Below are 16,457 nucleotides of genomic sequence, written 5' to 3'. Positions count from 1 at the left end.
TTAAACAATCCTTTTACTTTTAGTATGATGTCAAAAAATGCCCTTTTGGGGCAAAACGGATGCAAAGGTACAAAAAATAATCTAATTGCTGCACGTTTTGAGCGAAAAAGTTCTGTACATGTAAGTGTTATCGTTTCGCGTTGTTCTGCGGTTAGATATTTTTATTTTTAAGCCTATAATAGTTAAAATAGTTAAAAATATCAAGACGTCGCGAAAATAATTGGGATTATTGTGTATGTTTTGAAAAAAATACTTAATTTTGCAGCTATCTAAAACAATTTAATCTTAGTATGGAAAGAATGAAATTATGGATGATGGCCGCCATCTTTACAATTTGCGGCGTTGTGAATGTAGAGGCTGAGTCCCTACGTGGAACTGTGAAAGATGCTGTTACTGGTGAGCCACTGATTGGTGCTACCGTAAAAATCGTAGAACTGGAGAATGCCGCCGCTGTGGCCGACATGGATGGTAACTTTACCATCAAGATCAGCAAGGGCGGACGTTACACCATCGAAACCAACTATATCGGTTACGAGCCCAGTATCATGAAGGAAATCATGATTTCGGGAGCCAAGGAAGTGGTGCTGGAGATAGCACTGCGCGAGAACAGCACCGAACTGAAAGAGGTGGTGGTTCGTCCACGTGTGAACAAGGAGGCCACCGTGAACCCATCGGTACTCACCGGTGGTGTGATGCTCTCGATGGAAGAGGCCAGCCGATTCGCCGGTGGTTACAACGACCCTGCCCGACTGGTGATGTCGTTTGCTGGTGTATCGGGTGATGCTGGTGGTAGCGGACTGTCGATCCACGGTAATGCCCCTGAGCGCATGCAGTACCGTATCGAGGGGGTCGAGGTGTTTACACCTAACCACTTTAACGACATGTGGAATGCCGGTTACGGACTGGTGAGCGGTCTGAACTCGAACGTGATTGCCAACAGCGACTTCTTTACTTCGACCTTCAACGCCAACTACAACAACGCCCTGAGTGGTGTGTTCGACGTGAAGATGCGCTCGGGAAACAACTCCAAGCACGAGAACATCCTGCAGATCGGTACCGTATCAGAGGAGTTGACACTCGAAGGTCCTATCTCGCGCAAGAACAACAGTAGTTACATCATCAACTACCGCTATGGTTTCACATCACTGGTAGATAAACTGGGACTGGTTGACACTGAGGGTTCGCACTTGGGCTTCCAAGACTTCTCAGTGAAGCTGAACTTCCCCACCAAGCGTGCTGGTACGTTCTCTATTTTCGGTGTAGGTCTGTTTGATACTAACCACGACGACCCATTGAAGATTGAAGATGCGCATTCGGTTTACGACGCTTCGAATAATGACAGCAAACTGACACAGATTCTGGCTGGTGCATCTCACAAAATCCACTTCGACAACAAGTGGACCTGGCGCACCACTGTGGCCTACAATATGCAGCACCTGAAGAGCAACATGCACTACTATGGATTTGCACGCAATGAAAATGGTGCCATCAAGCAGCCATTGGCATATGAGGATCCCAACAACCCAAAGAGCAAGATGTACCCCTTCAGCCAGCAGCAGATGAACGAAGACCGACTGGTGTTCAACACTGAGTTTTCGAAGCAGGTCACCAGCAAGTGGCTCACACAGTTCGGTGGTGAATACTCGCACCGCTTCTTCAACCTCTACTACCGTTCGCACGACAAGCTCTACGACACGGTGAACCCCATGACAGAATATACCAAGATGAAGGACGACACCGGACTGGCCAACCTGTTCTGGCATAACATCATCAGAGTGAGCGAGAACTTCAGTCTCTCAGCAGGCGTTTCAGGCAACTACTTCCTGCTCTCGAAGGACCTCTCGATTGAGCCACGCGTGAGCTTCAAGTGGGAGCCTAACGAGAAGAACAGCTTCTCGATGGGTTACGGTCTGCACTCAATGATTGAGAAGCTCGACGCCTACTTCTATCGCGACGGCAACGACCGTCTGGTCAACAAGGACCTGGGACTGACCAAGGCTCACCACCTGCATGCCACCTACATGCATAAGTTCAACAGCAACCTGACACTGCGCGTGAATGCCTTCTACGAGTACGGATTCGACACGCCAGTGGGCATCAACGGCAGCACCTATTGTGTGACAAACCGCTACTACAACTATACCGACGAGCCACTGGTGAACAAGGGCAATACCCGCAACTATGGCGGTGACATCACCTTGGAGCACTACATGTCGCATGGATTCTTCGGACAGACCAACTTCTCGCTCTATAAGGCAGAATATCGCGGACAGGATAAGGTATGGCGCAACCAGCTGTACGACCGTGGTTTCATGTTCAAGATCCTGGCCGGTAAGGAGTGGATGATTGGTAAGAACGTGTTCAACGTCAGTGCCAAATACAGCATTCAGGGCGGTCTGCGCTATACACCAGTTGATGTGGATCAGATGCGCAACCGTGTGGAAGCCGGTATCATCGACGATGATCCTATCTACAAGGAAGGCGAGGAATTCACCAAACGCTTCGATCCCACAGGTGTAGTGGATCTCACCATCAGCTACAAGATCAACAAGCGTAAAGTGAGCCACACCATCGCTTTCGAGGGTCTGAACGTGCTGGGCGCCAAGGTGCCACAGTACCAGCGCTTCGACCTGGGAACTCGCGATGTCCGCATAGACGATGGCGGTATCGCATTCCCAAACATCTTCTATCGACTCGACTTCTAATGATTTCGGAAATGGAATTTTTTAATTAGCAAACGACGTCAGCTAATTAAGCATATAAAAAGGGGTTGCATCTCTCGATGTCAGCCCCTTTTGTTGTATGATTATGGTGGTGTTATTTCACAATTTGATAACCAATGATTACAGCTATTAGTCCCAGGGCAAGGCTGAGCAACGTGTATAACACAGCGGAGAGCATTGCGCTGTCGCGGCCTAACAGCATATTTTCGTTCATGAAAGTAGAGAACGTAGTAAAGCCACCACAAAACCCAGTAACCAATATCAACTTAGTATTGGGTAAAATCTGTCCTCCTAATGATAATCCAGACAGTATTCCAATCAGAAAACAGCCAATCACATTGACTGCCATTGTTCCCCAAGGAAAGGCTACAGGGAGGCGAGTTGTGTCCGTGAATGGCATAACAGTCAGCCACGACTGAACAGCTTTAGATGCCAGATAGCGTGCGCCACCGCCAAAGAAGCTGCCGATGCAGACTAAGAGTAATTCTTTCATATATATCTTAAATGCTAATTCCTTTTAATGCAAAAAAAAAGAGTTCAACGATGTTACTCATTGAACTCATTTGGCGGAGAGAGAGGGATTCGAACCCCCGGTGCCTCTCAGCACGACGGTTTTCAAGACCGTTGTAATCGACCACTCTACCATCTCTCCAATGCTCGATCGTTCTCGAAAGCGGGTGCAAAGGTACGGATATTTTTTGGAATAAACAAATATTTTGCCAACTTTTTATAAAATATTTCGCATTTTGCCTGTTTTTGGTCGATTTTTACTACCTTTGCACCCGTGATTTATCCAAATAACTTTGAGCGCAAGCTCGGATTCGATGAAATAAGGAAGCTGCTCAAGGCGCGATGCCAGAGCACTTTAGGACAGGAGAAAGTTGATGAAATGGCATTCTCTACTGATGCCGCTGTGGTTAATGAATGGCTTACGCAGGTGCGTGAGTTCCGTAGGTTGTTGGTAGAACATGATAATTTTCCCATGCAGTACTTCTTTGACGTGCGCGCTAGCATAGCGCGTATTCGATTGGAGAATACTCATCTGGAAGAGAATGAGGTGTGGGATTTGCGTCGCTCGCTGGAAACAATCTCTGCTATTGTGCGATTCTTGCAGCCAGCCGACGAGGAGCAGCCTGAATATCCCGCTCTCTATCGTCTCACTGAGGGTGTGGCCACTTTCCCAGCCATGATTCGTCGCATTGATTCGATATTGGATAAATTTGGCAAGATTAAAGATTCGGCATCGATGACTCTGGCGGGCATACGTCACGATCTTGAAAAAACACAAGGTTCTATCTCGCGTACATTATATACTATTCTTCACGCTGCACAACGTGATGGACTTGTAGATAAGGATTCTGCGCCAGCTATGCGTGACGGAAGATTGGTGATACCCGTGGCCCCACAGCTGAAACGACGTATTAACGGTATCGTGCACGACGAGAGTGCCACTGGTAAGACAGTGTTCATTGAACCTACCGAAGTGGTAGAGGCTAATAATAAGGTAAGACTGCTTGAGGCTGAAGAGCGTCGAGAGGTGATCCGCATATTAACCGTATTTACAGATGAGGTACGCCCGCATGTGCGCGCGATTATCGATTCCTATCAGTTGCTGGCCATGATAGATCTTATCCAGGGCAAGGCTCAGTGGGCTGAACTTACCAATGCTTTCGAGCCAACAGTCAAGGATGAGCCTGTGGTTGATTGGATTCGTGCTGTTCACCCCCTGTTGCAGCTTTCGCTTGCTAAGAAGGGTGGGGGCGTGGTGCCACTCGATATTACTCTTACGCCACGACCAGTTAAGAAGAATGAGGGCCGACTGCTTATCATCAGTGGTCCTAACGCAGGAGGTAAATCTGTGTGTCTCAAGACAGTAGGTCTTTTGCAGTATATGTTGCAGTGTGGTTTGTCTGTTCCTATTGCTGATCGCTCTACTGCAGGTATCTTTGAGAGTATTATGATTGATATTGGTGATGAGCAGAGTATTGAGAATGATCTTTCTACCTACTCTAGTCACCTTATGAATATGAAGCAGATGATGAAGTCGGCAGGCGAACATTCACTGTTGTTGATAGACGAGTTTGGTAGTGGTACTGAGCCTACTATTGGCGGTGCTATTGCTGAGGCTATGCTTAAGCAGTTCTGGCAGAAGCGTACCTTTGGCGTTATTACCACTCACTATCAGAATTTGAAGCACTTTGCCGAGGATCACGAAGGGGTGGTTAACGGCGCTATGCTTTACGATCGCCACGAGATGCAGGCATTGTTCCAACTTTCCATTGGTCAGCCTGGTTCAAGCTTTGCTATAGAGATTGCCCGTAAAACCGGTATTCCTGAAGTGGTTATAAAAGATGCCAGCGACATTGTTGGAAGCGACTATATACAGAGTGATAAATATCTACAGGACATCGTGCGCGACAAACGCTATTGGGAGGGCAAACGCCAGACTATCCATCAGCACGAAAAGAAACTGCAGGCTAGTGGCGAGCGCTTGGAGGCAGCTGTTGAGGAGATAGAAGCTGAGCGTAAAGCCATTCTGCGCAAGGCTCGTGAGCAGGCTGAAGAGTTGTTGCGTGAAAGCAATAAGAAGATAGAAAACGCCATACGCGAGATTCGTGAGGCTCAGGCCGAGAAAGAACGTACCCGTAAGATTCGTGAGGAGCTTGATAGCTTTAAGCAGGAGATAGCTGAGGTTGATGCTAAGGCTACTGATGAGGCTATTGCCAAGAAGATGCGCCAGATACAAGAGCGCAAGGAGCGCCGTGAAAAGCGCAAGCAGGAAAAAGCTAACAAGGCTGGTTCTGCGGCCGACTCGGCCGCAGGGAAGTCTGGTATGGCTAGTGGGGCTGGTATGGCAAGTGGCTCTAGCCAGCCAATCGCCGTAGGCGATACTGTGCGCATAAAGGGCTTGACATCGGTGGGTACTGTGGAGAGTATCAATGGGACATCGGCAGTGGTGCTGTTTGGCGGTATGAAAACTAAGATGCGCTTAGAGCGCCTGGAGCATGCTGAGGCTCCAAAGCAGACTGCTACCAAGGCCGAGGAGCGCAATCAGAGTATTACTGGTTCATACGGTATGGTGTCGAGTGGTACCCGTAATGTGATTGATAATCGCAAACTAAACTTTAAACAAGATATTGATGTGCGTGGTATGCGTGGTGATGAGGCCATCAATGCTATCACCTATTTCATCGATGATGCCATCCTTGTGGGAGTGTCGCGCGTGCGTATCCTGCACGGCACTGGTACTGGCATTCTGCGCCAGCTTATCCGTCAGTATTTGGCTACTATTCCTAATGTAGCCAACTATCGCGATGAGCACGTTCAGTTTGGTGGTTCAGGTATCACAGTGGTTGATTTGGAGTAGATTTGGCATTTTTTTTGCACTTCTTGATCTATGTCGTGAACGTTCGCAATAAAACTTAAAAATCCTAAATTTATTTGGCTATTATTTCTATTCGTCGTATCTTTGCACCGGTTAAGCGAAACTAAGCGCTAATTATGACGCATTTTCGACGTGAGTCGACTTCTTTGTATTAATGATGAAAGAATATCTAAAGGATACGCGGATTAGCCTTTGGGCTGCCGCCTAAAGTATAGAGATTATGATTCAATTTTTTAAGAAAGCAAGTGTGAGCTTGATGGTACTGATGATGATTTGTACAACGGCCTTGGCTGGCGGCAGAGCTACCCAGAGCAAGAAAACATCAAGTTTCAACTGGAATCCAGTGATGGATGCGATTATTCAAGTAGAAAGCGGAGGAAATCCCAATGCCCAGAGTGGCAATTCGGTTGGCGCGATGCAGATTACCCCAGTGCTTGTGAAGGAGTGTAATAATATCCTCTCGAAGCAGAACAGTAAGAAGCGCTACACACTGGCCGATAGATACAGTGTAGAGAAATCGAAGGAGATGTTCCTTTTAATCCAGCGGTACTTTAACCCTGAGAACAACGTCGAGAAGGCTATACGTTCTTGGAATGGAGGAATGAGGTACAGCGTGAGGGCGACAAACAAGTACTATCAGAAAGTGCTGGCCCGTATGAAATAAAACCAAAACGCAGCGGATCGCTTAGTGACAACTATTTGCAAGTCTGATTATCCGATTGTCGATGGGCATAGTTCCCCGACGATCGGATCATTTATTTTGTGTGTATTTTGATTGCTTTTGGAGTATTTACTTTGTGTGATGTAGATATTGAAAGAAAAAAGGTAACTCACTGGGTTTTAGTGAATTACCTTTGCTTAGTTGCGGAGGCAGGATTCGAACGTGCGACCTCCAGGTTATGAGCCTGGCGAGCTACCAACTGCTCCACTCCGCGATGTTAAAAAAGTATGGTTTACTAGGGCTCTCCCTTGTTTTGCGGGTGCAAAGGTACGACTATTTTTTGAATTAACCAAATATTTCGCTCATTTTTTTGCATTTTTGTTGTTTTTGTAATATTTTAGCTTGTTTTTCTTGTGTATTTCAAATTATTAGATTACTTTTGCACATCATACACTAGTGTGCAATTTAAATAAATAGGAGGAAATAGATATGTCCATATCCAAAACCAGACAGAAGCTGGTAGACGTAGCACGTCAGTTGTTCGCAAAGAACGGACTGGAGAACACGACTATGAACGATATTGCTTTGCAGTCGGGCAAGGGTCGTCGTACGCTATATACCTATTTTAAGTCGAAAGAAGAAATCTATTATGCTGTTATTGAATGTGAGTTGGAGCGATTGAGTGACAAGCTTGATGAAGTAGCAGCACGCAAGATACGTCCGCAGGATAAGATTATTGAGCTCATCTACACCCATCTGAGCATGATTCGTGAGACGGTGGTGCGCAACGGTAACCTTCGCGCAGAGTTTTTCCGCAATATTTGGATGGTAGAGAAAGTGCGCCGCCATTTCGATGATGCTGAGATTGAATTGTTTCGTAAGGTTTATGCCGAAGGCAAGGAGGATGGCGAATTTGATATAGACAATGTGGACCTTGTGGCCGATATCACCCACTATTGTATCAAAGGTCTTGAAGTGCCTTATATCTATGGACGTATTGCCCATGGCATGAAGGAAGAAGATACCAAACCACAGGTGGCTAAGGTTGTTTATGGTGCACTGGGTAAGATACAGCGCAAGTAAGATTGGTATTTTGAAACGTAATTTTAATATAACATTATTATAATAATAGAAGACATTATGGGATTATTAACTGGTAAGACAGCGCTCATTACAGGTGCTGCACGCGGTATCGGAAAAGCTATCGCACTGAAGTATGCCTCTGAGGGCTGTAACATCGCATTCACCGACCTCGAGATCAACGAGGAAACTGAGAAGGAAATTGCCGCTTTGGGCGTTAAGGCCAAGAGCTATGCGAGCAACGCTGCTGACTTTGCTCAGACCGAAGAGGTGGTTAAGGCAGTGAAGGAAGAATTTGGAAGCATCGATGTTTTGGTTAACAATGCTGGTATTACAAAGGACGGACTGATGCTTCGTATGACTGAGCAGCAGTGGGATGCCGTTATCGCTGTTAACCTGAAGTCGGCCTTCAACTTTATTCACGCTTGTGTGCCTGTTATGATGCGTCAGCGTGGTGGTTCTATCATCAATATGGCATCTGTAGTAGGTGTTCATGGTAACGCTGGTCAGGCCAATTATGCTGCATCTAAGGCTGGTCTTATCGCTCTGGCCAAGAGTATTGCTCAGGAGATGGGGCCCAAGGGTATTCGTGCCAACGCCATCGCTCCAGGCTTCATTGAGACAGCCATGACCGCAGCCCTGCCTGAGGATATCCGTAAGGAGTGGTGTAATAAGATTCCTTTGCGCCGTGGTGGACAGGTAGAGGATATCGCCAATGTAGCTACCTTCCTGGCTTCTGACATGTCAAGCTATGTAAGCGGACAGGTTATCCAGGTTGATGGTGGTATGAACATGTAAGAAATTGATAATTGACAATTGATTGATAATGGAGGTAGTTTACGAAGACAACCATATTATCATAGTTAGCAAACAGAGTGGGGAGATCGTCCAGGGCGACAAAACTGGCGATCGCCCACTTTCTGATTTGGTGAAAGACTATATCAAGGAGAAGTACGCCAAGCCAGGAGCTGTGTTCCTGGGTGTGGTACATCGACTAGACCGTCCTGTATCTGGTCTTGTAGTCTTTGCCCGTACATCTAAAGCATTACCCCGACTCAACAAGATGTTTGCCGAAGGGCAAGTGCACAAAACCTATTGGGCCATCGTGAAAAATGCTCCCTCTCAAGCAGAAGGAACACTCGAACACTGGCTCGTGCGCAACGAGAAGCAGAATAAATCGTATGCGTACGATCGTGAGCGCCCCAATGCTAAGAAAGCTATACTGAAGTATCGCACTATTGGGCGTTCTGACAATTACACCCTGCTGGAAATACAGTTGATGACAGGCCGACACCATCAGATCAGGTGTCAGTTGGCAGCTATGGGGTGTCCTATCAAGGGTGATCTGAAGTATGGATCCCCACGAAGCAATCCTGATGGCAGTATCTCGCTTCTGTCGCGTCGTGTGGAGTTTGTTCACCCTGTATCGAAAGAGAATATATGTGTTGTAGCCCCACTGCCTGCTGATGCACTGTGGCGTGCTATTGCACCCAAAGAATAATAGTACATGAAGAAAGCCCTGAAGTGGATGGGCATAGCGGTCCTGACGCCCATTCTGCTCTTTGTGATACTGGCCGTGCTTATCTACCTGCCACCCGTGCAGAATTGGGCGGTAAGGAAAGTGGCTGCCGTAGCCTCAGAGAAAACAGGCATGCAGATTTCTGTTGAGCATGTGAATCTGGAGTTTCCGCTCGACTTAGGCATCGAGGGCTTTCGTGCTTTACATCCCAACGACTCTATCCCTGGTTTGATTGATACGATTGCCGACGTGCGCAAGATGGTGTGCGACGTGCAACTGTTGCCGCTGCTTCAAAAGCGTGTGGTTATCGACGAACTGTCGCTTGCTCAAGCCAAGATAAATACCAACGGGTTTATCAGCGACCTGCGTGTGAAAGGTCAGTTGCAGGAGCTCTGGCTCTCTTCACGCGGTATCGATCTCGATAAAGAGACGGTCGAAGTGAATGGTGCCCGCTTGTCAGAGGCCCATCTTGATATCGCCTTGAGTGATACGGCTGCTGTAGATACCACAGAATCTACAGCTAAATGGATTGTGAATGCCGACTCAGTGAGTGTGCTCAAGAGTCAGTTTCTGGTGCATCTTCCTGGCGACACCCTCAATGCGTATGCCTATATGGGTAAGGCTGTGGCTCGTGATGTGCTTGCCGACTTGGGGCAGAAACAATACCGCGTGGGCCAACTGGTATGGCAGCAAGGCCGATTGAACTACGATAACCGATATGAGCCGGCCATCTCTGGATTGGACTATAATCACTTGGCGCTTACTGATATAAACCTGCAGGTTGACTCGTTTGAGTATGTAGAGCCAAGCACCGCATTTGTCTTAAAGGATCTCAAGGCACATGAGAAGAGTGGGCTGCAGATCAGTCATCTGATGGCGCGCGTTGCTATGGATGATAAGCGGCTCACCATTCCCCAGCTGCGCTTGCGTACACCTGATACAGAGATAGATACCGAGCTGGCTATGGACCTGAATACCTTCGACCAGCAGCATCCGGGTGCTATGAAGATGCGCTTGAATGCTCAGATAGGTAAGCAGGATGTGATGCGATTTGTTGGCGGCTTGCCTCACCAGTTTGTGCGTAGCTATCCCAATTATCCCATCAGTATCAAGGGCTCTATAAACGGCAATATGCAGCACATTGCGTTTACAGGACTCAACATGCATTTGCCTACTGCTTTCCATCTGAAGGTCAGTGGTACAGCTGATCATGTGACAGACATAGCTAGTATGAAGGCAGATATCTGTCTGAATGCCCGTGCTGAGAATATGAACTTCATGTTGGCTTTGGCCGACCCATCGCTGATGCGCCACTATCGCATTCCTGCTGGTATGACGCTCGATGGCAAACTGAAAGCCAATGCTACCCACTATTCCACTCAGATGGTTCTGCGCGAAGGTGCTGGTAGCGTGAATCTGAATGCCAGCGCCAGCATTCCTGTAAATGCGCGAGGCGACTTGTTGACAGCGTTGATGAAGTATGAGGCCGATATGAGTGTGAACAGTCTGAACCTCCATCACTTCATGCCGCGCGATTCTATCTATACCTTCTCTTCAGATGTGAAGGCCAATGGCTATGGTACCAATTTCCTCTCGCCGAAGAGCCGATTGAAAGCAACAGCTAAGGTGCGCCAGTTGCAGTATGGCAGTTGGAATCTGAAGAATATCAATGCCGAAGCCACATTGGCTAATGGTCATGCGCTGGCCAAGATCATTGGGCATAACGAGCTGCTGCAAGGCACAATCGGCGTGGATGCCCAGCTGAACACCAAGAAAATCATGGCTACTCTGAGTGCCGACCTCGACAAGGCCGATCTTTATCGCCTGCGCCTTGTAGATACCCCACTAGCCATCGGCTTGTGCGGATCGGTTGATGTGGCTTCTGATATGAAACTGACGCATCGCGTGACAGGATTGGTGGACGAAATATATATATCAGGACGAAGGGAAACCCTGCGCCCTGACTTTATCGGACTCCACATCAACACCACCGTCGATACGGTGATGGCCCGCGTTCAGAGTGGCGATTTCATTGTGAAAGTCGATGCCAGTGGCAATTACGAGCGGCTGTTAAAAAAACTCAGTCTTGTGGCCGACTCGGCTATGGCTCAGATAGATAAGCGCATTATCGACCAGCCTGCGCTGAAGCGGTTGCTGCCAGAAATGAAACTGCATGTTGAGAGCAAGCGCAATAACCCCTTGGCCAGTCTGATGAAGGCTCTGGATGTGCAGTTCAAGGAGCTCATGCTCGATGTGAGCACATCGCCCGTAACAGGTGTCAACGGCCAGAGTTATCTCTACTCGTTGGTTTACGACAGCACACGCATCGACACCATCCGCCTGAATCTCACTCAGAAGGGAGAGCGGCTCACCTATCAGGGGCAGGTGCGCAACAACAAGCGCAATCCCCAGTTTGTGTTCAATGCGCTGATAGATGGCACCATCCATCAGCATGGCGCTCTGGCTGGATTGCGTTACTACGACCAGCACGATAAGTTGGGTGTGCGTTTAGGGGCAACGGCCGATATGGAGCCAGATGGTATCCGATTCAAATTGCTGCCCGATCGTCCAACCATTGGTTACAAGGAGTTTAATCTCAACAAGGATAACTATCTGTTCCTGGCTCGCAACAAGCGTCTGCAGGCCAAGGTCGACCTCATAGCCGACGACAAAACAGGTATTAAACTCTATACAGAGAATCAGGACTCAACAATGCTGCAAGACATCACTTTGAGCATCAATCAGCTCGACCTGGGTGAAATAACGGCTGTGGTGCCTTATCTGCCCCGTATTACGGGTAAGTTGAATGGCGACTACCACATCCTGCAAGATAAGCATGAGAATATCTCTGTGGCCAGCGATATGGGTGTGCGCCAGATGACCTTCGAGGGCTCACCTGTGGGTAACATCAGTGCAGAGCTGGTGTATCTCATGAAGGAAAACGACACCCATGCCGTAGAGGCACGACTGATGCTTGACGATGAGGAGTTTGGCATGCTGAGCGGCATCTACCAGAGCGACGGTTTTGTAGATGCAAAGTTTGATATGACCCGTCTGCCGCTGTCGCTTGTCAATGGTTTCGTGCCAGACCAGTTGATAGGATTGGAAGGCTATGGCGAAGGTAGTGTCACTATCCGCGGAACTGCCGATCATCCCGAGGTGAATGGCGAAGTGTTTGTAGATTCAGCCTATCTTGTCAGCATCCCTTACGGCATTCGTATGCGTTTCGATAACGACCCTGTGCGTATTGTGGGTTCAAAGCTGTTGTTGGAGAATTTTGGACTCTATTCGAGTCACAACGACCTGCTCAACCTCATGGGCAGTATCGACTTCAGCGATACCGACCATATATTAATGGATATGCGCATGCGTGCACGCGACTTCCTGCTTATCGATGCCAAACAGCAGGCACGCAGTGTGGCATGGGGTAAGGCCTACGTTAATTTCATGGCTCGTATGCAAGGTCCGCTTGACGAGTTGAACATGCGTGGCCGACTGGATGTGTTGGGTTCTACAGACTTGACCTACATGCTGCTCGATTCGCCACTTTCTACAGATACCCGCTTGGATGAGCTTGTGAAGTTTACCGACTTTAGCTATCCCACAGCCAGCGTCGTCACCAAGCCCACACCATCCGGACTCAATATTGATTTGAATGTGAGCGTGTCGCAAGGTGCGCACATCGTGTGCGACCTCAATGCCGATGAGAGCAACTATGTTGACCTGATGGGTGGAGGCGACATGCGCTTGAAGTATAATTCTGAAGGTATCAACCTGACGGGTCGCTATACCCTGAACAGCGGTCAGATGAAATATTCGCTGCCTGTCATCCCACTGAAGACGTTCGCCGTCAAGGAGGGTAGTTATGTAGAGTTTACAGGCGACCCGATGAATCCCAAGCTGAACATCACAGCTACAGAGCGTGTCAAGTCGAATGTTACCACAGATGTTGGTGCCAGTCGTTCTGTTCAGTTCGATTGTGGTGTTATCATCACCAAGACCTTGAACGATATGGGCTTGGAGTTTATCATCGAGGCCCCTGAAGACCAAAGCATCAGTGGCGAGCTGGCAACGATGTCGAAGGAAGAGCGAGGCAAATTGGCTGTGGGCATGCTTACTACAGGCATGTATCTGGCCGATGGCAATACAGGAGCCTTCTCCATGAACTCGGCATTAAGCTCATTCCTTCAGAGTGAAATCAACAATATAGCAGGCTCAGCGCTGAAGACGCTTGATCTGAGTGTGGGCATTGACAACACGACCGATGCCTCGGGCATGATGCATACCGACTACTCGTTTAAGTTTGCCAAGCGATTCTTCAACAACCGTCTTAAGATTGAGCTTGGCGGAAAAGTGTCGTCGGGCGCAAATGACGCCATGGGGCAGAACCAGTCGTTCTTCGACAATGTCACCATGGAGTATCGCCTCAATCAAGATGCTACCAAGAACATCAAACTGTTCTACAACCAGAATGTTTACGACTGGCTGGAGGGCTACACAGGCGAATATGGTATTGGTTTCGTATGGCGACGCAAGATGAACTCACTGCTCGACCTCTTTACCAAGACGCCAAAGCTTACCAATCCGCTGATGCCCTTATCTCCAGTGCGCAACACACCTGGGGCAGATAGTACCAGAATCACACCCGCAGTAACTCATGAGAAGAAGTAAGTATCTATATTTCACAATGGCTCTTTGTCTGGCATCATGCTCTATGACAAAGAATATCCCTGAGGGCGAACAGCTCTTTACAGGACTTACTAAGATTGCCTACGACGATGCGAAAGACTACGATGTCAAAGCCTACGATGAGCACCTCGAAAACACGAAGGCTGAGGTTGAGGCTGCGCTGGCCACCCAGCCCAATGGCTCGCTCTTTGGCAGCAGCTATTACACGGCGCCCTGGTCGTGGCATCTGTGGGTGTATAACACGTTTTCAGGCAAGGAGTCGCCCTTTGCCAAATGGATGACCAAGTCGTTCGGTCGTGCGCCTGTGCTCATGAGTCATGTGAATCCCGCCTTGCGCAGTAGTGTGGCCCGTTCGGTGCTGCGTAATAATGGTTTCTTTCGTGGCGATGTGACCTACGAGCTCGTGCCCAGCAAGAATCCCAAGAAGAGCAAGATAGGCTATACCATCCATCTCGATTCGCTCTTTACGCTTGATACGGTCAACTATGTGAACTTTCCACCAGCCATACAGACGCTCATCGATTCTACCCGTCAGGAGAGTCTCATCAAGAGCGAGTCGCCTTTCAGCATCAATAATCTCGATGCCGAGCGCCTGCGCATCAGTACGCTGCTGCGCAACAACGGCTACTATTATTACAACTCGGGCTATGCCTCCTATCTAGCCGATACATTTGCTATTGACAATAAAGTGCAATTGCGCTTCCAGTTGGCCGAAGGTCTTCCTGATGCAGCCCTGCACAAATGGTACATCGGCAATGTGGATGTCAATTTCCGCAAGTCAGCGCGCGAGGTGCTTTCCGACTCTATCAAGCGTCGCTCGCTCACCATTCATTTTAATGGTAAGAAGTCGCCCATCATGCCTCGTGTGGTGCTGCGCAACCTCAGTCTGCGCTCACGCCAGGAGTACAGCTACGAGAAGTACATGGAGTCGGCCAGCAGGATTAATGCCACAGGCGTGTTCTTCAGCACCGACTTCCAGTTCACCCCGCGCCCCAATACCGATACCCTCGACCTGCGCTTGAACTGCACTTTCGACAAGCCCTACGATTTTTATATTGAGGGCAATGCCATTGGTCGCACCAGTGGTCGTTATGGTCCGGAGGCCCGTATAGGTATCACGCGTCGCAATGCTTTCCATGCAGGCGAGAAACTCGATCTGAACCTCCATGGTGCCTACGAGTGGCAGAGTGGGGCAGATGCCGATATGAACAGCTATCAGTATGGTGCTGATGTGTCGATAGAGTTCCCACGCATCATCGCACCTTTCTATAAGAACGACCGTGTGCGCCGCGATAAGAATGGTCGCCCCATACGTCGCCGTTTCTTCTCTACCCCCACCACCTTCGTCAAGGTTTCGAGCGATGTGGTTCGTCGCCCCAACTACTATAAGATGCACATTGTGAGTGGCGAGTGGACCTACCGCTGGCAGTCGTCGGCCAATAGTCGCCACGAGTTTTCGCCCCTCACCATCAAGTATCAGTACATGAACAGCCATACAGAGAAGTTCGACTCTGTGGTCACCTACAATCCATATCTGGCTGCTACCATGGAAGATTACTTTGTGCCAAAGATGCGCTACACCTATCTGTACACCAGTCCCACCACCAAGCGTCATCCTATCCGTTGGGAGTTGACAGTCGAGGAGTCGGGCAATCTGTTGTCAGTGTGGGATGCCGTGTTTGGTCGCCCCTTCAACGAGCAAGGCAAGACCCTCTTCAAGACCCCCTATTCACAGTTCTTGCGCCTTGAAACCGATTTCACCAAGACGTGGACCCTCTCGTCGTCATCGCGCCTGGTGGGTCATCTCAGTGGTGGTTTCATTTATAACTATGGCAACAGTAGCGAGGCCCCTTACAGCGAGTATTTCTATGCAGGAGGTGCCAACACCATTCGTGCTTTTGGTGTGCGCTCGATAGGTCCTGGTGCTTTGGATGGTTCTGGCTTAGGTCGCCAGTTAGGTTATCTGATACAGATTGGCGAGATGAAACTGGTGGGCAATCTGGAGTATCGCACCAAGTTGTTTGGCAACCTGAATGGCGCCGTGTTCCTTGATGCCGGCAACGTGTGGGACTTTGATGATGAGTTTGTAGAGAATGGTGGTTTCCCCACTACGCTGAAGGATCTGGTGAAACAGACGGCCGTTGGCACAGGTCTAGGTCTGCGTTATGATATGGGCTTCCTCGTTATTCGCTTAGATTGGGGTTTGGCGCTTCATTATCCCTATCCAACCGAGAAGTCGGGCTATTTTAATGTGCCCAGCTTTAAAAATGCCCATACCCTTCATTTTGCAGTTGGTTATCCATTCTAACGTGTTTTTTTTCGGCTCTTTTTGTTTCTATATCCAAAATATTTTGTAACTTTGCACGCAAAAATTGATATAACTCAAAAAATTTAAGAAAG

At 48.5% G+C, this 16,457-nt stretch carries 9 protein-coding genes and 2 tRNA genes; 8 read left to right on the top strand and 3 right to left on the bottom strand.

The window, feature by feature from the left end:
* Positions 1-290 precede the first annotated feature (290 nt).
* Positions 291-2,705, top strand: coding sequence for a TonB-dependent receptor (locus T360_RS0104625; RefSeq protein WP_028911739.1), 2,415 nt, complete (start codon positions 291-293; stop codon positions 2,703-2,705).
* 112 nt (positions 2,706-2,817) lie between these two features.
* On the opposite strand, the gene crcB is transcribed toward T360_RS0104625, so the two are convergent.
* Positions 2,818-3,216 carry a fluoride efflux transporter CrcB gene (gene crcB, locus T360_RS0104620; protein ID WP_028911738.1) on the bottom strand — a complete coding sequence of 133 codons (399 nt, stop codon included), beginning with the start codon at positions 3,214-3,216 and terminating at the stop codon, positions 2,818-2,820.
* A gap of 71 nt (positions 3,217-3,287) precedes the next feature.
* Positions 3,288-3,375 (bottom strand) — tRNA-Ser (locus T360_RS0104615).
* A 132-nt stretch (positions 3,376-3,507) separates the two neighbouring features.
* Between T360_RS0104615 and T360_RS0104610 the strand changes: the two genes are divergently transcribed.
* A complete protein-coding gene (locus tag T360_RS0104610; protein ID WP_028911737.1) occupies positions 3,508-6,090 on the top strand; it encodes an endonuclease MutS2 in 2,583 nt (860 codons plus the stop codon).
* 238 nt (positions 6,091-6,328) lie between these two features.
* Positions 6,329-6,772 carry a lytic transglycosylase domain-containing protein gene (locus tag T360_RS0104605; RefSeq protein WP_028911736.1) on the top strand — a complete coding sequence of 148 codons (444 nt, stop codon included), beginning with the start codon at positions 6,329-6,331 and terminating at the stop codon, positions 6,770-6,772.
* Between the two features lie 198 nt (positions 6,773-6,970).
* On the opposite strand, the gene T360_RS0104600 is transcribed toward T360_RS0104605, so the two are convergent.
* Positions 6,971-7,043 (bottom strand) — tRNA-Met (locus T360_RS0104600).
* A 215-nt stretch (positions 7,044-7,258) separates the two neighbouring features.
* Between T360_RS0104600 and T360_RS0104595 the strand changes: the two genes are divergently transcribed.
* The 5 genes from T360_RS0104595 to T360_RS0104575 are packed head-to-tail and all read left to right on the top strand — an operon-like array spanning position 7,259 to position 16,365.
* Positions 7,259-7,852 carry a TetR/AcrR family transcriptional regulator gene (locus T360_RS0104595; protein WP_028911735.1) on the top strand — a complete coding sequence of 198 codons (594 nt, stop codon included), beginning with the start codon at positions 7,259-7,261 and terminating at the stop codon, positions 7,850-7,852.
* A 57-nt stretch (positions 7,853-7,909) separates the two neighbouring features.
* On the top strand, positions 7,910-8,647 hold the full coding sequence (gene fabG, locus T360_RS0104590) for a 3-oxoacyl-[acyl-carrier-protein] reductase (protein ID WP_028911734.1): 738 nt from the start codon (positions 7,910-7,912) through the stop codon (positions 8,645-8,647).
* A gap of 28 nt (positions 8,648-8,675) precedes the next feature.
* A complete protein-coding gene (locus tag T360_RS0104585; RefSeq protein WP_028911733.1) occupies positions 8,676-9,350 on the top strand; it encodes an RluA family pseudouridine synthase in 675 nt (224 codons plus the stop codon).
* Between the two features lie 6 nt (positions 9,351-9,356).
* Complete coding sequence (locus T360_RS14660) at positions 9,357-14,039, top strand: translocation/assembly module TamB domain-containing protein (protein WP_051523367.1); 4,683 nt, start codon at positions 9,357-9,359, stop codon at positions 14,037-14,039.
* Positions 14,026-16,365 carry a BamA/TamA family outer membrane protein gene (locus T360_RS0104575; protein WP_028911732.1) on the top strand — a complete coding sequence of 780 codons (2,340 nt, stop codon included), beginning with the start codon at positions 14,026-14,028 and terminating at the stop codon, positions 16,363-16,365. The genes T360_RS14660 and T360_RS0104575 overlap by 14 nt, the downstream gene beginning before the upstream one ends.
* The last annotated feature ends 92 nt before the right edge of the window (positions 16,366-16,457 follow it).

The organism is Prevotella sp. MA2016 (genome assembly GCF_000619825.1).
In the GTDB taxonomy this organism is placed as follows: domain Bacteria; phylum Bacteroidota; class Bacteroidia; order Bacteroidales; family Bacteroidaceae; genus Prevotella.
This window is presented reverse-complemented; position numbering and strand designations above follow the sequence as displayed.

Coding starts and splice junctions, on each gene's coding strand:
- crcB (WP_028911738.1), bottom strand. CDS start 3,216: ATGAAAGAATTACTCTTAGTCTGCATCGGCAGCTTCTTTGGCGGTGGC.
- T360_RS0104595 (WP_028911735.1), top strand. CDS start 7,259: ATGTCCATATCCAAAACCAGACAGAAGCTGGTAGACGTAGCACGTCAG.
- fabG (WP_028911734.1), top strand. CDS start 7,910: ATGGGATTATTAACTGGTAAGACAGCGCTCATTACAGGTGCTGCACGC.
- T360_RS14660 (WP_051523367.1), top strand. CDS start 9,357: ATGAAGAAAGCCCTGAAGTGGATGGGCATAGCGGTCCTGACGCCCATT.
- T360_RS0104575 (WP_028911732.1), top strand. CDS start 14,026: ATGAGAAGAAGTAAGTATCTATATTTCACAATGGCTCTTTGTCTGGCA.
- T360_RS0104585 (WP_028911733.1), top strand. CDS start 8,676: ATGGAGGTAGTTTACGAAGACAACCATATTATCATAGTTAGCAAACAG.
- T360_RS0104605 (WP_028911736.1), top strand. CDS start 6,329: ATGATTCAATTTTTTAAGAAAGCAAGTGTGAGCTTGATGGTACTGATG.
- T360_RS0104625 (WP_028911739.1), top strand. CDS start 291: ATGGAAAGAATGAAATTATGGATGATGGCCGCCATCTTTACAATTTGC.